This window comes from Paenibacillus taichungensis, from assembly GCF_050994985.1.
Taxonomy (GTDB): Bacteria; Bacillota; Bacilli; order Paenibacillales; family Paenibacillaceae; genus Paenibacillus; species Paenibacillus taichungensis.
Genome location: NZ_CP194720.1, coordinates 891,789 through 907,540 on the forward strand (window position 1 = coordinate 891,789; position 15,752 = coordinate 907,540).

General features: G+C 45.6%; 13 protein-coding genes. 7 read left to right on the forward strand and 6 right to left on the reverse strand.

All coding sequences use genetic code 11. From position 1 onward, the window contains the following. Positions 1-42 precede the first annotated feature (42 nt). From ACR1R9_RS04095 to ACR1R9_RS04105, 3 genes are all read right to left on the reverse strand, one after another. Positions 43-1,368, reverse strand: coding sequence for an MFS transporter (locus ACR1R9_RS04095; RefSeq protein ID WP_433956453.1), 1,326 nt, complete (start codon positions 1,366-1,368; stop codon positions 43-45). A 158-nt stretch (positions 1,369-1,526) separates the two neighbouring features. Continuing rightward, positions 1,527-4,178: a cation-translocating P-type ATPase gene (locus tag ACR1R9_RS04100; RefSeq protein WP_433921664.1), complete on the reverse strand. Its 2,652-nt coding sequence runs from the start codon at positions 4,176-4,178 to the stop codon at positions 1,527-1,529. A 219-nt stretch (positions 4,179-4,397) separates the two neighbouring features. After that, complete coding sequence (locus ACR1R9_RS04105) at positions 4,398-4,769, reverse strand: hypothetical protein (RefSeq protein ID WP_433921663.1); 372 nt, start codon at positions 4,767-4,769, stop codon at positions 4,398-4,400. Between the two features lie 469 nt (positions 4,770-5,238). Between ACR1R9_RS04105 and ACR1R9_RS04110 the strand changes: the two genes are divergently transcribed. The 4 genes from ACR1R9_RS04110 to ACR1R9_RS04125 all read left to right on the forward strand — a co-directional run bounded on the left by ACR1R9_RS04110 (position 5,239) and on the right by ACR1R9_RS04125 (position 10,438). Next, positions 5,239-6,615, forward strand: a complete 1,377-nt coding sequence (locus ACR1R9_RS04110; RefSeq protein ID WP_433921662.1) for a PTS transporter subunit EIIC — start codon at positions 5,239-5,241, stop codon at positions 6,613-6,615. A gap of 84 nt (positions 6,616-6,699) precedes the next feature. Next, complete coding sequence (locus tag ACR1R9_RS04115; RefSeq protein WP_433948812.1) at positions 6,700-8,310, forward strand: helix-turn-helix domain-containing protein; 1,611 nt, start codon at positions 6,700-6,702, stop codon at positions 8,308-8,310. Positions 8,311-8,425: 115 nt separating this feature from the next. After that, positions 8,426-9,400, forward strand: coding sequence for an ABC transporter substrate-binding protein (locus ACR1R9_RS04120; RefSeq protein ID WP_433921660.1), 975 nt, complete (start codon positions 8,426-8,428; stop codon positions 9,398-9,400). Further along, on the forward strand, positions 9,401-10,438 hold the full coding sequence (locus tag ACR1R9_RS04125) for an NAD(P)/FAD-dependent oxidoreductase (protein WP_310853822.1): 1,038 nt from the start codon (positions 9,401-9,403) through the stop codon (positions 10,436-10,438). A 113-nt stretch (positions 10,439-10,551) separates the two neighbouring features. On the opposite strand, the gene ACR1R9_RS04130 is transcribed toward ACR1R9_RS04125, so the two are convergent. Next, positions 10,552-11,262 (reverse strand): MerR family transcriptional regulator, encoded by a 711-nt coding sequence (locus ACR1R9_RS04130; protein ID WP_310853821.1) that lies wholly within the window; start codon positions 11,260-11,262, stop codon positions 10,552-10,554. A gap of 111 nt (positions 11,263-11,373) precedes the next feature. Here ACR1R9_RS04130 and ACR1R9_RS04135 point away from each other — a divergent pair, with 111 nt between their 5' ends. After that, positions 11,374-12,306: an alpha/beta fold hydrolase gene (locus ACR1R9_RS04135; RefSeq protein ID WP_433921659.1), complete on the forward strand. Its 933-nt coding sequence runs from the start codon at positions 11,374-11,376 to the stop codon at positions 12,304-12,306. Positions 12,307-12,329: 23 nt separating this feature from the next. Here the strand turns inward: ACR1R9_RS04135 and ACR1R9_RS04140 are convergent, their stop codons facing one another. Beyond that, the gene (locus tag ACR1R9_RS04140; protein ID WP_076287980.1) at positions 12,330-13,100 is read right to left on the reverse strand and encodes an isoprenyl transferase; all 771 of its coding nucleotides are present in this window, start codon (positions 13,098-13,100) and stop codon (positions 12,330-12,332) included. A gap of 360 nt (positions 13,101-13,460) precedes the next feature. On the opposite strand from ACR1R9_RS04140, the gene ACR1R9_RS04145 reads away from it, so the two are divergent. Further along, the gene (locus ACR1R9_RS04145; RefSeq protein ID WP_310853819.1) at positions 13,461-14,231 is read left to right on the forward strand and encodes an SDR family NAD(P)-dependent oxidoreductase; all 771 of its coding nucleotides are present in this window, start codon (positions 13,461-13,463) and stop codon (positions 14,229-14,231) included. A 39-nt stretch (positions 14,232-14,270) separates the two neighbouring features. On the opposite strand, the gene ACR1R9_RS04150 is transcribed toward ACR1R9_RS04145, so the two are convergent. Then, positions 14,271-14,927 (reverse strand): TetR/AcrR family transcriptional regulator, encoded by a 657-nt coding sequence (locus tag ACR1R9_RS04150; protein ID WP_274567974.1) that lies wholly within the window; start codon positions 14,925-14,927, stop codon positions 14,271-14,273. A 155-nt stretch (positions 14,928-15,082) separates the two neighbouring features. Here ACR1R9_RS04150 and ACR1R9_RS04155 point away from each other — a divergent pair, with 155 nt between their 5' ends. Next, a complete protein-coding gene (locus ACR1R9_RS04155; RefSeq protein ID WP_326065996.1) occupies positions 15,083-15,625 on the forward strand; it encodes a CueP family metal-binding protein in 543 nt (180 codons plus the stop codon). The last annotated feature ends 127 nt before the right edge of the window (positions 15,626-15,752 follow it).

Sequence of the window (15,752 nt, forward strand, 5' to 3'; positions counted from 1 at the left end):
TTTGATTGAATGATCTAGAATACATACATCCTAGTTTGCAACCTACCCAGTCTCAGTCATCGTAACCGTAGAAGTTGATCGTGCAGCTTTGTTATGCCAGACCACGATCACTAGCGAGATCAGACAGACCAAGAGCAGACATCCATATACATAATGATAGGCTTCCTCTATCGGAACGCCCGGAATGCCGTGAAGCAGCAGCCCGCAGACAGCGACGGATACCGAACCGCCAAAAAATTGGATCAACTGTAATAAACCCATACCGGAACCGATCTGCGCTTTGGGAAGCATCCGAGATGCTTCATTATTCAGCGAAGCTATCGAGGTGGAGAGTGCCGGGGAGAAAAAGAGATAACCTCCGGTGATGATTAGGGCTGACTGATTCAGACCCAGCATAAACAGAGCAAGTACTGCGGCAAGCAAAATGTGCCCGATCATCAGAAAACGCATATTGCCATAACGGTCGATCCAGCGACCTACGAAGCGGGTACAGAATGCCGAGACGATGGCTCCAGGAGCAATCAGCAGACCAATAGCCAGCGACGAACGGCCAAACAGATCAGCGAGCACTAGCGGCATCAGGAACAAATTGCCCAGATTTACGACCAGAACACAGAAGCCGATGAGCAGTAGCCGGGTAAACCCGGGTGTTCGGAATACATGTGGATTTACAAAAGGGAGGCTCGCCCTGCGAATATACACGATGTGCACAATAAGTGAAATGACACCGATGGTCAGCCATAACCATGACTGCTGAGTAATGGCAACCAGAAGGGTAGTTGCATTAATCACGGTTAATGCTGCACCGAACATATCAAAGGGATTCTCCGGTTTGGCCGTTTCACGCGGGAGAAAATAGAGCAGTACGGGCAGCGCAAGCAGGACAAGCACCGTAATAGCGAAAAGTCCATTCCAGCCCCAGTACTCACTAATGAGTCCACCCACAATAGGGCCAAGCCCAAACGCCATGGCACTGCCTGATGAGATCAGTGCGATGGCTGCTCCGCGCCGCTCCACTGGGATATAGCGGCTCGCGATAACAAGCCCAAGTCCGGCCATGACCCCTGCACCCGCAGATTGCAAAATGCGTGTCAGCAAAAGGATCGCAAAGCTGTGCGCAAATAATCCGAGTAATGAAGATAACCCCAGAATAAGCAATCCAACCGTCAACAAATTGCGTACCGGAATACGGTCAGACAATCGGCTGTAAATCACCGTCGACAAGGCATAACCAATCGAGTAGCTTGAAATGACCCAGGAACCCAGGTCCGATGTAATCTGAAGATCATGAATAATAACGGGTAAAGAGACGTTAAACATGGTGGTGTTCATCACAACGATGAACAGGCAGCAAGTCCAGAGAGGCATTACAATTTTATCTTTCACGTAACCATTCCTGTCTATGAATTCAATAGATCATTTTACGCTCAATCTTCTTATATGGCAATAATGTCATACTGGTTCGTATGGTAATCAAACAAAAACGACGTCCTGACCAGGACGCCGTCTTTTGCATGTGTTCATTTTTAGGACGCAGTAGCTTGTGTGCCACGATTGCGAATCCACTTGATGACATCCATCAGAATGACCGCGGCGAGAGCAAGTCCCCCTGCGATAAGGAACTCATTCCAGCCAAAGGCTGCCGGGATGGCGAAGATGCTGCGAACCCCTGGAATCAACGTGATTCCATACAGACAGAGACAAACCAGGATGGAGCCGAGGACATATTTGTTGGTGGTGAAGCCGACCTGGAAAATCGTCTGTGTGTTGGAGCGCGCTGCAAAAGTTTGCAGACTCCGTGCCAGAATTAGGGTCGTAAATGCCATCGCTACACTCATTTCCTCCGAGATCCCAAGTCCAATATATTGGGACACGATGACAGCCACTCCGATCAGAACACCACGTGTAATGACAGCCTGCAACGTTCCACCAGCAAAGATGCCTTCGTTGATATCCCGCGGTTTTCGACGCATGACATCCGGTTCAGCTTTTTCCGTACCCAGTGCAATAGCTGGCAGGGAATCATTCACCAGATTGATGAAGAGCAGCTGGAGGGCTGTGAAGGGGTTCACCCAACCGACCACTAATGCAAACAAAATGGCGATAATCGCCCCCAGGTTTCCTGCAAACAGGTACGCAATGGCTTTTTTGATATTATCGAATACCATACGCCCTACACTGACTGCATTCACGATGGAGACAAAGTTATCATCCGTCAAAATCATGGCTGCCGCGTCTTTCGCGACATCCGTCCCGCTGCCCATCGCTACGCCGATGTCTGCCTGTTTCAGTGCAGGTGCGTCGTTGACGCCATCTCCGGTCATCGCTGCAATCTTGCCTTTGCGTTGCCACGCACGCACGATGCGGATTTTATTTTCAGGAGATACACGTGCATACACCGAGATATGTTCGAGCTGCTGATCGAGTTCTTCATCCGACAGTTTGTCCAGCTCTGCTCCGGTAAGGGCCAGATCATCCGGGCCTGCAAGTCCGATATCAATACCGATCGCTTGGGCTGTTGTTTTGTGGTCGCCAGTGATCATGATCGTGCGAATGCCTGCCTTCTTGGATTCTTCGATGGAACCATATACCGCTTCACGCGGTGGATCAATCATGGCTGTCAGACCAACAAGTGTTAGATCATATTCGTCCTCTACCGTGACCTGATTTTTGTCATCAAACTTTTTGTAGGCGTAGGCTAGCACACGGAAGGCCCGTTTGGAGAAAGCTTCATTCTTTTCTTCAAACTGCGTGCGAATCTCAGATGTCAATGGCTGAACTTCACCGTTCATAAATACATGACTACAGCGACTGAACAGCACATCCGGTCCACCTTTGGTCAGCAAAGCCGTCTGTCCTTCAAATGTGTGCACAGTGCTCATCAATTTCCGATCCGAGTCAAAAGGAAGTTCGGCTTCACGCGGAAACTGGTCACGAATTTCATTGTAATCCTTGTTCACCCGGTTACTGAAGGCGATGAGCGCTACCTCGGTGGGATCACCAAGTTCCTTGCCTTCCTGGTTAATATTCGAATCATTGCAGAGTACTGCAATATGTAACAAACGCCGTTCCTCTGCAGACCACTGTTTGGGATCATCGGGGAATTGATCTTTTGTGCCATGGGGAATGTAATAGTCCACCACGGTCATTTTGTTTTGAGTGAGCGTTCCTGTTTTGTCAGTACAGATAATACTGGCAGAACCCAAGGCTTCCACGCCAGGAAGACGTCTGATGATGGCGTGCTGCTTGGCCATTTTATTCGTTCCCAGAGACAATACAATCGTCACGATGGAGGAAAGAGCTTCTGGAATGGCAGCGACAGCAACGGCAACTGCGAACATTAGGGCATTCACAATGGATGGTCCGATATTTTCCGTTCCTTCAGTTAGCCAGACACGTCCTGCTTCGATGGCGAAAATAAGAATCGACAAGCCTAGGATAAAGAAGCCAAGCTTCTTACTAAAGGATTCCAATTTCCGTTGCAATGGAGTTTCCTTCGCCTCTGCATTTTCAATCAATTCGGCAATCTTGCCGATTTCCGTTTTCAGCGCTGTACCCGTAATGACGAGCGTACCCCGACCATACACCACCAGTGATCCACTGAATGCCATATTGCGACGGTCACCGATCGGAGCTTCTTCCGGGATGGCATCTGTGTGTTTCTCTGCTGCTTCGGATTCTCCTGTCAGCATGCCTTCGTTGATGCGCAAGCTGCCTGATTCCAAAATACGGCCGTCTGCCGGGACATAATCCCCTGCATCCAGCAAGACAATATCGCCGGGAACAAGTTCCCGCGCGGGAATCGTTTTTTTCTGCCCGTCACGAATGACTTTGGCTTCGGGAGCAGACATTTGCCGGAGTGCATCCAGAGAACTTTCGGCCTTTTTGGTCTGCACAACGCTGATTACCGCATTTAACAGAATGACGAGAAAAATGATTAGCGATTCGATCAGGTGTCCAAGGACGATCTGAACAGCGGCCGCGATCAGCAGCACGATAACCATGGGATCTTTAAAATTTTCAATAAATAGCTTCCAGATGGGGGTTGCGGCTTTTCCCTTTAACTCGTTATAGCCTTCCGTCTCCAGTCTCTTCGCAGCCTCAGAGGTTGTGAGCCCGTCCGTGGAACTCTGAACGTCCTGAAGCGTCTCCTCTGCGCTGTGTCTGTAATATTGCAAATGACCAGCTCCTTGGATCATAGATTTCAATATGCTTCACTTGTATTACCCTTACGGGCAAAATATAGAATCGTCCCATTTCATTATTTTTTATGTACACAGTATTTTTCATAAGGAGTTCAGATATGCCTATTTTTAAATTTTTTATTTTCAGTGATGCACTTAGATGACATGCATCACTGAAATGTTGAATGAACTAACGTTGGTGAGTATGACAGATTAGATTAATCGGTAGCCGGGAGGAAGCTCACCGGTTCTTCTAATTTGGCGAATCTGTGCCAGTGTTAACCGCTGATTGGAAGAAATGAGGGATTCCACATCACCTCTACGCAAGAAGTCATCCAGTTCACGAATGATTCGATTGCCCCGCAGTACAACGAAATTGTCACGAAAACGTGAACGATCAAATAACACGAGTGTGGCGTTTGGATTGGTAGAGAAAAATTTCAAACTTTCGATCCCTGTCAGAACGGCGTCAATATCGGCAATTCCAAGATTACCACGATATACTCTCCGAAGGCCTCTGAAATTCTCTTCGCTGTACACGGTTAATCGAGGGTGAATTTGGGAGATAGAAACTTGTTTGACCATATAATGATTCCTCCTTTGATTTCACACAAACTGTCTATGACAGAATGCGCTATTCGACAGGATATGCTGAGGATTAAGTGATGGCTTGGATGATAGTCTTGGAGAGATAATTACAAGGTTAATATAGTTGGGAAGTTCATAATCAGGTCATCTAAAAGGTACCTGGCTGGCCCTGAAGAAATTTGCTCATTTGAAAGGGAACATAGACATAAACGCTATGCTCAGGTTGTCCAAAGTTGTGGTGAGTGATGACGAGTACGGGGAAAATGATTCATAAAACAGGTTGAACGGAAGCCTAAATAGTAAGTAGCTCTATGCTTGAATTAGGTCATTATACCTTGCACAAAAATCATGAAATATAAGGTGAATTAGTTTTTTTATCCTATTGAAGTTTTTTCATGGAAATGTGTATATAGATAGGGGCACATCATAAAACTCGGGATTACCGCAGCATAAGGAGAAGGTACATATGAATGACAGTAGCATCGAACAACTCTTGAATCTCGCAGGAGGACAGGAAAATATTCGTCTTGTACAGCATGAAGAGAACACCACTACGCTGACATTGCGTAACCGTACAGGCGTAAATATGTCAGTGCACGTTGTATCAAATCTTGATGCAGATATTCGTATAACAGGTGATCAGTGCTACATAACATTTGAGGACGAATTTTCACAACTATACCATACGCTACAGGCCATGGGAGTGGGGAAAGCAGAAGGGGACGCAATGAAAGAAACAAGGCGTACCCGTAAAAAATCATTCTTATTTTTTGTTTCCGATGTGTTCAGGCCTCTGATGCCCGCCATCCTGGGAGCTGCAGTGCTCAAGATTGTGCTAGCCATCATTACGTTATTTAACGTTTACAGTTCTACAGATTCCTCTTCGTTGATGGACAGTCAGACATTCCTGATATTTAAATCCATTGGAGATAGTGTGTATTATCTGTTGCCAATCCTGGTAGCCTTCAGTACAGCCTTTCGGTTAAAAAGCAATGTTTATGTTGCCGCAGCGATTGCCGGACTAATGTTCTACCCGCAAATGACCGCTTTATTGTCAGGTGAAGAGGATGTTCACTTTATGGGAGTACCCATTGTGTCACAAGCGATCTTTTTTTCAGCTTCCATATGGGTGATTTTGACGATATATGCGGCGTCCTATCTGGAAAAAGTCGTTGAGCAAATAAGCCCAAGAGCCTTCAAAGGAATTCTTGCTCCATTGTTGACGTTTCTGATTCTCGTTCCATTGGTTCTAATGATACTTGGTCCACTTGGTACTTGGATTGATCAGCAGTTACCGGATGTGGTGGATTCACTACTGAATGATGCCCCGATTTTAGCAATTATGCTGCTGGGAGCGGTTTATTCCCTAATGATGATCGCTGGATTACATTACTGGCTTTTACCTATCATAATCAATGAAATAATGGTGAATGGTTTCTCCCTCATTATCCCTGTCATGTTGGTTGCCTTTGTTGCACAAGCAGGAGCTTCACTCGCTACTGGGCTAAGAAGCAAACAGCGGGAATTCAGGAAGCTGGCTTTCTGGGCAACAGGAACTGCTTTATTAGGTACCCCAGAGCCTGCGATGTATGCGGTCAATATGAGAAAGAGGGCCTCTTTTTATTCGGCATTGCTTGGCGGTGCTGCAGGAGGACTGTATTTCGGGCTGATGTCCGTCAAAGCAGTTGCATTGGGTGGATCCGGAAGTCTGCTGGAAATTCCGCTATTTATGGAAGAAGGGAGCCTGAATCTGTTACATGCCTGCGTTGGTTTGATTATTTCCTTCTGTGTGTCAGGTATGTTCACCTATTTGATGTTAGGAAAAGAAAGGAAACACGTATAAATTAAGAAAAGCCCGTACCTGATGGTGCGGGTTTTCGTGTATTGTAGATTTAATAACACAACAGCCACAGAAAGGATAACAAAAATGCCCAACAACATAGAGTGGATGGCTCAATGGAAGTCAACCCAGCCACTTACAGACCAATGGATGAGTGCGGGCAAAAGGCATCAATTTTCAAGTCATGCCTTACTACTTATCCTCGACGGGAAAGCGATCTGGAATATTAATGGTCATAGGGTTCAGGTATCTTATGGGGAGTTAGTTACAGTGCAAGAAAACACCGTGATTGAAGTGATTGAGGGTGGCAATCTGGATCTGGCCGGATGGCATGTTCAGTTCGATACATACGCGATGTTCCCAGACCGAGGTGAAGTAGTGAAATATGAATGGCATGTACCGTCAGGGGACACGTATCAAAAAGTAAAATTAACCGGTGGCACACTGGCGAGTCTCAGCCAACATTGGAGTGAAGAAGGTTCTCCTAATTCCAATGTAGTACATGTAGGAAATCAACTTTTGGTGTATGAACTGTTACAACATGTATACCGGGAGTTGTTAGAAGAGGAGCCTACCGTGGAACAAAGCATTCTCCGCACTGTGGATTACATGCAGCAGCATTATGAACAGGTCATCACACGAAAGCAATTAGCTGAGATAGCAGGCATAAGTCCCTGGCATTATTCCCGCAAATTCAGTGAGCGGTATGGAAAGCCGCCTCTGGATTATCTGGCTCATTACCGGATCTATCGTGCTCAAGAGGAACTGTTGTTATCAACGGCAACATCTCAGGACATTGCGAAGAGGACCGGATTCGAGGATGCTCATTATTTCAGTCGTCGTTTCAAACAGTTAACGGGTGTGTCCCCGAGAAATTATGCACAAACGTTGCCCCAGCGTAAAATCGTATGTCTTTCCCCGCTTTGTGCGGAAGTGTTGATTCACTTGGGGGTTATTCCACATGCGGTTGTAGTAACTCCCTTGCTTTTGCCTGAACATCTACGTGAACTATTTGACATGCATCAGGTGAAGATGATGGAAGTGTCGCAATATGAGCTGGATGTGGAACAGATTCGGCAAGTTCAGCCCGAATGGATTGTGGGAAATTTTTGGACAGAAGAGATCAAGCAAAGGCTGCGCACAATTGCACCCATTATAACCGGTTTAAATAACGATGTGGAGGCTCTGCTCCATCAATTGGCAGGCTTGTTTCATCGAGAAGATACAGCCCATAAACTGCATATGCAGATGAAATTGGAAGTAAACAAAGCACAGCAGCAACTACAGCATCTTGTCCAATCTTCCTCTACCGTGATGGTGCTGAGGGTAGAACCGTTCGGTTATCGATATTTGGGTGGTCATTCTAATGGGGTATCCCATTTACTGTACGAACAGCTCCGTTTAACTCTGCCACAGCCGTTGCATTCAGGGGAGGCGTGGTTTAATCCTTGCTCACTCGACTTGTTGGCCAAAGCCAATCCCGATTACCTGTTTGTGGAGAAGCGAGTTATGCAGCACTTTAGTGCTGAAGAAAATATGAAGAAGTTAGTGGAGAGCTCTCAATGGAATGGCTTGGAGGCTGTAAAAAACAACAGGGTATTTTTCGTGGATACTTGCCTGTGGGTGGATGGCCGTGGAATTATTGGACACCAAATGATTTTGAATGAAATTGTAAATAAGCTGGTCACCAATCTATGATAGAGCACAATAATCCAACTGAATACGCACCATCTCCTATGGAAGGATCTCTTCCTATTTGCTAGTATTTGATAATAATTATCATTATCAATATTACATAAGGGGCGAGTAGATCATGTCACGAAGGTTTAAGGGTTTGGGAATGGTGCTGTTGGCGCTAAGTTTGGTGCTTTCCGCCTGTTCCGGTTCTTCTGATAAAAAAGTGGAAGCTTCAGCAAAAACGGCAGAGAAAAATGAGACGAAAGTTGTTCGGGATCAGTTTGGAGAGGTGACGATTCCTACGAATCCTCAAAATATGCTTGTACTGGATTCCATCTATGCCGAGTATTTGATTGAGATGGGCGTTACACCGCAGATGGTTATATTTGTTCCGGAGATTGAGCCGGAATATCGTGCGTCTTATTTTGAGGAACACGGGGTCCAAATGATTGAAGCGGAACAATATCAATATAATTATGAACAATTGCTGACGTTGTCACCAGATATGATTGTTAGCGCAGGCGTAGGTATGGAACAAGGCGTATATGATGAACTATCCAAGATTGCTCCAACGGTGGCTCTGGATTCCAACAGTGAAATGCAGATTGCCATGCCGAAGCTGGCTGCTGTCTTTGACAAGACAGAGGAATCTGCCAAAGTGCTGGCTGAATTTGATGAGAAGGCGAAGCAGGCACAGGAGAAAATTGCTCAAGCGATCGGCGACAAAACCGTGCTGGTTCTTCGAGTAGAGCACAATCGTTACCGTTTCATGGGTCCCAAAGGTGGAAGCAGCAGTGTCTTTTTCTATGAAACCTTAGGTCTGAACAGCCCTGAAGTCATCAAAGACTCTACAGATTGGTTTAGCCAGTTTTCCCTGGAATTTTTGCCGGAAATGAACCCGGATTATATATTTCTAGAAGACAGGACGCTGAAAGGCTATGATACGAAGCAATCCATGGATAACCTGAAAGAAAGCAAAGTGTGGGCGAATTTGAACGCAGTGAAAGACAATCATGTCTTTCCGCTGAAAACGAGTGATTTTGTAACAGGTGTGGGTCCTATTGGATCGGCCAAGTTGTTGGATTATGTCGTTGAAAAGTTGGTGCCCTAGATGAATACTGGAGCAGAGCAGCAATTGGACATTTACGATATAACGATTGTTGGTGGCGGACCTGCAGGAATGTACGCTGCATTTTACAGCGGGATGAGAGCCATGCGTACCAAAATCATTGAAGCCAAAGAGGAATTGGGCGGATTTATGCGCACGTACCCGGAGAAGCTGGTCTGGGATGTAGGTGGAGTTGATCCGATTCGTTGTGAGAAATTGATCGATTCCCTGGAAAGACAGGCAAGAACCTTCGATCCAACTATTGTATTCGGCCAGGAAATTGCTCAGATGGAACGACGCGATGATCAAGTGTTTGTACTCACCTCGAAGACAGGAAAGCGTCATTACACACGTACGATCTTGTTATGTGCAGGCAGAGGCATGACGCAGGTTCAAAAGCTGGATATTGAGGGCGCAAATCGGTATGAGCTGACGAACCTGCACTATACCATTACGGATCTTTCCAGATTCAAGGATAAACGTGTACTGATCTCGGGAGGCGGGGATTCCGCAATAGATTGGGCGAATGAGATGGAGGGATTGGCACGAGAGGTCATCGTAGTGCACAGACGACAGGAGTTTACGGCACATGAGCTGCCAGTTGCCCAGATGAAAGCTTTTGCCCAAGTCTGGACTCCTTACAGCATCTCTCGCTTATATGGTACAGGAGACAAAATAGGCCACGTTGAACTCGCCCATGTAGACAATGGAGAAATCATGCCAATTGAAGTGGATGAAGTGGTTGTAAGTCATGGATACGATCGTGATTTCGGTAACCTGGTCCATTGGGGATTGGAACGTGAAGATTACGGTATCTCGGTTGATCCGCGAATGTGCACAAGTCAACCGGGGATATTCGGAGCAGGTGATTTCATTACCTATGGAAGCAAAGTCCGTCTGATTGCTGGTGCATTTAATGATGCCGTACTCGCAGTAAACAGCGCCAAGCTCTATCTGGAGCCGACCGCTTCCGATATGGCAGGGGTATCGTCCCATAATGCAAGGTTCTTTGAGAAAAACAAAGCCATATCTAACCTGTAAATCAGCATGTGTAGAACGTGAAGTAACAGTAAGAAGCCCGACCATGTCGAGAATTTCTCGAACAAATGTCGGGCTTTTTTCATTAAAACATCCAATCTCAACTAACCAATACGTTATCCTTGTGCCTGATGTAATTCAATGTATGTCATAAGTTCCTTCACGCCTGCAAATTGCAGGGACAGTTGGCTGTTTAGCTTTTGCAGGGCCAGTTGGAAGGCTTTATTGATCTGTGTATAATCCTGCGTGCCGACAGTGTTCAGAAGCTCTTTCATATGTTCAATGTAGTAGACGGATTTTCTTAAGCTGCTAATGACCAATATCTTTCTTAATTCGTCCCGGGTATACATTCGATAACCGTTGTTAGGGTCTCTTTCTGAGCAAATCAAGCCTTCGGTTTCCCAATGCCTGATAGCAGAAGTGTTGACCCCGGCTGCTTCGGCAGCTTTTCCAATCGTCATCGCCTCCGTCGTTCCAACCTTTCGATCGTTAGCAAAATCCACCTGTTGCACCATCTTCCATATGTCTTCCATTCGTTGCTTCTCCAGTTGGCTGTTATATAGCTGCTGGTTTATAAGCCAGAGGGCATCCATCGTATCGCCCTGTTTTACTTTTCTCATAACCTCGTATACTACGGGAATCTCATACCCTTTCAATAATAAACGAATAGCAACAAACGCCTGAAGATGAACAGGGGTATAGTACCTATGATTGCTGTCTGTCCGTGGAACGTCTGGAATCAGGTTCTCCTTTTCATACCGTCGCAGTGTAGTTGTACTTACATCCAGCCTTGTGGCAATCTGCCCAGGTGTATATGTTCGGTTCATGTTTCTTCTCCTCATGCTTCAAGTGAAACCTTCAAGTGCTACAGTAACATACAACACGCCCAAGTCCATATTTTATCCACATTTTATAATGAAAACCGAAAGATTGCATCCATGTTATACACTGAGGATATCAACAGTAAAGGACTGGTTCAATTGCAGAAAATGATTACATTGTTGAATGGCTCGCAGCTTGAAGTAGGTCTGACGGGAGAGGAAGATCGTAGCGCCATTATGCTGCCCATAGCCAAAAAGTCCGTAACCGGACAAGAAGCCGATACCCTAAAGTTATGGGGGGTTGATCCTGAATTGGGTGCAAAGTTTATCGACGGACTTTCCGGTGAATTTCAGATCCTGCATTTTGATTATGAAGGCCACTATATGGCACATCCCCATCCGGAACATTTTACGCCCGAATATATCACTCAGGATTTGTTACGAATTGCGGATCAAATGAATGTGAATCGATTTAGTTATTATGGATACTCCTGGCTGGCTCTCGTTGGACTGCAGTTAGCCCTGCGGACTGACCGTATGGAAAGTCTCATTATGGGAGGATTCCCGCCATACGAGGGGCCATATGAGGAAATGCGAGTAGTGACCACCAAGACATATGAGGGAGCATTGAAGCAGCATGAAGAATCGGGAGAAATACACCCAGCAGAAGCTCTAATGAAAGTAGAAGAACTGAGTCCGGATCAATTGGATTGGGACAACGTGGAGTTAAAGATCGATCCGGCTCAAACGAAACAATTTGCGACCTTGTATCAAGGTTTATTTGATTTCGATGATCAACGTATTCAGACTCAGTTGAATATCCCCAGATTGGCTTTTGCAGGAGAGAGAGATACGATTGTGTATGGGGAGAAATTTGGTAGTGTGACGGTGGATATCGCTGGAAGATTGCAAAAGCATAAACCCGTTCTTGAAAACCTCGGCTGGACCGTCCAAATCATCAAGGGAGCGGATATGGATCACACCAAAGCAATGCAGCCCAGTACCGTTCTCCCTATTATCCATCCCTGGTTAAAAGCTCATTTAAGCTGAGGATCGGCAGAAACAATGTTGGATTACTGTGTTACATCGTCTAATGCTCTTTGTTTGCGCTGCTGATAATCCAAGATGGATTCATATAACAATTGCTCGTTGAAATCCGGCCACATCACATCCGTAAACCAGAGCTCGGAATAAGCGGCTTGCCATAATAGGAAATTGCTTAACCGTTTCTCCCCACTGGTTCGGATTAGCAGATCGGGGGCAGGATTGAGTCCGGTATACAAAAACTTTTCGAATTCCGCCTCGGAGATTTCCGAGGTTTCTTTGTTTTCTTCATTGTTTTCTACGATGTACGTTTTGATCGCTTGTACAATATCGTTTTTACCCCCATAATTCATCGCGAAATACACAGCCATCCCGCTATTCGTTTGGGTTAGTTCCACCACTTTACGCATCGCTTCCTGTGTTTCGTCTGGGAATTTCGAGATATCACCAATAAAATTAACTTTGATATTATTCTGATTCAGTTCCTGAACGGTTGTATCCTGTACAAATTCGACCACCAAACTAATGATGTAATCGACCTCTTCCTTGGGCCTTTTCCAGTTTTCCGTAGAGAAGGCGTAAAGAGTGAGCGAAGCAATCCCGTTTTTGTGGCACATGCTTATCGTTTCCCGCATTGTCTGCATTCCTGCATAGTGCCCAGCACTTCGAGGTAATCCTTTTCGCGTAGCCCATCTTCCATTTCCATCCATCATGATTGCGATATGCCTCGGGATTAATCCGTTCCAGTCGATGGAATGGGTTGTATTCGATTTTTCTTTATGTACACGGTACCACTTCAATGAAAACTCCTCCTGCTCAAGCTAGAATGGGTTAGACACGTATAATGGATTCGAATGTTCGAGATGATTTCCATAATTTATGTTTATTATATAGGATTGCACAGGGACAAGCCATGATAGGTTTACAATGTCACCAAGATGCAGAAGGCTCACCTCGATGTTAAAACAACAAATAACCCTTCATCTGTGGGATTACTTACAGGGAATGAACAAAGTCGCACCCAACTAACGGTTATCCTACAAAAGCCTGCCCGTTTGCTGATTGAAAGAGCTTTCATTTCATCCGTATACTAAAGGTGTCGACAAGGTCGGATGTGTCTTTGTGGAGCATCCATCTTCATTTGGAAAGGATGATTGGACATGGGAAGATTAACTGGAAAAGTTGCAATTATAACTGGAGCGGCAAGCGGTATGGGATTGGCTGGGGCTCAATTGTTTGCTAGAGAAGGGGCGAAGGTAGTTGCTACCGATGTAGCGATTGACGCTTTGCAGGAACAAGTGAAACAGATTGTAGCTGACGGCGGCGAAGCGATTGCATTAAAGCTGGATGTATCCAGTCCGGAATCATGGAATGCAGTTGTGGAAGAAACCGTCGGAAACTATGGCAAAATTGATATTCTGGTCAACAATGCCGGCATTCACATCGCCAAAGGCATTCTGGAAGCAGAATTGGAAGATTGGGACAAGGTCATGTCCATTAACGGTACAGGTGTATGGCTGGGAATGAAGGCGGTTATCCCTTATATGCAGCAAAATGGACAAGGCTCCATCGTAAATACATCTTCCATCGCTGCCATCATTGGCGGAATTGCCGATGCTCAGGGCGCAGCATACAGTGCATCGAAGGGATCTGTGCGTTCACTGACCAAACATGGTGCACAATGGTTCGCCAAAGATAACATTCGTGTGAACTCTGTACATCCAGGGGCTGTGTTTACCGGCATGGTGGAAAAAGCGGGCATCAAGTCCCAAGTGGAGATGGGAGAGCATTACAAAAATCTCGCCCCACTGCCTCCGCATGCCGGAGAGTCCATGGATATCGCCTATGCCTACTTGTTCTTAGCTTCGGATGAATCCAAATTCATCACGGGTGTGGAGCTGCCAGTGGATGGTGGCTGGATCAGCAACTAACAGCAAAGTGATCGAAGCATTCAGAGAGGTACTGGTTTCTCAGTTGTCATGAGAGACGGTGCCTCTTTCCATTTCATCCAATGATGGATTCAGATTCGAACGGTAAACTTCATTGGAGCGATTCATGCGTGTAAATTCCAGTAGCTGCTCCGCCATATAGGAGGCACTGTATTTGAAATTGCTTTGCACCCATCCTGTAATTAAACCAAGAACTGCATTGGCCTGATAACAGGCAAGAAGCTCCTTGTTCACTCGGGGGTCTGGTGACATATCGGTTACATCCTCCAGATACAGAGTTTTGAGCGTTTCATAGAGCGTATCCCGAAAACCCGAGAGCATGTTTGTGTTAACCAGCAAGGCATAGAAGGTGGCGTGGCCAAGAACATGGTCGAAAATTTTGATAGCTGAAGCGTTCAGGTCCATGATTCCGAAATCTCGGTAGTGCTGGTAAGGGGCACGATAGGCGAAGATCAGATCTGCCATCACGTCTTTCAAAATTTCATTGAGCAAGTCTTCTCTATATACATAATGTTTGTAAAAGGTACTGCGATTCACATCGGCCAATTTCACGATATCGGTAATGGTAATACTCTCGAATGGCTTGCGTGACATCCATTCTAACAATGAGGCTTTCAGGGCCTGTTTGGATCTGTGGACTCTGCGATCCATGTCGGGTATAGATAGGGATTTATGCATATACACATCCTCCTTTGCTGATCAATGATACATCTAATATGATGCGAATGAAGCATACAAATATGTGAATAAATGGTGAATTACATACGCTTTCAGTCCATGATGATTCGTTCTCCATTATAATAAACTAAAACGGACGAGGAGATGAACTCCAGATGAAAAAACAAATGTGGATCATTGCCAGCTTAGTGGTTGTAATTGTGTTGGGGGCCTTCCTTATTGCAAACAATGTGGGGACAGAAGAAGCAGATAACGCGGAAGCGCCCAATATCAAGAAATTAGTAGAAGATATCAGTACAGGCAAGGAGACACCTGAATCGGCCTCCATTAATGCCACCCAGTTAATCGTCACGGATAAAGGTAACCAAACGACAACCTACGACTTGCCTGAAAAGGAGTTTTTCCTTTCCATTGCACCCTATGTGGAGCAGACTCATCCCTGTGCAATTCATAGTTTGACCGGATGTCAGGGCGAAATGAAAAATAAGAAGTTCAGTGTGACGATCCATGACTCCGAGGGGAATACGCTCATGAAGAATGCTGAGATGAAGGCCGGATCCAACGGTTTTATGGATTTTTGGTTAGCCAGAGATAAGTCATACCTCATTCGTGTGGTGTATGATGGAAAGGTTGCAGAGACACAGCTATCTACCTATGAAGAAGATAATACGTGTATCACAACGATGCAGTTGAGTTAAATTATCGTACGGTGCATTCTATCACCATTTCAAAACAGTCGATGTGATCCAGGCCCGCCTTGAATGAGGGTTCTTTCATTTTTTTTCTGTTTATGCTGTGACAGGGAAGATATTGCAAAGAAAATAA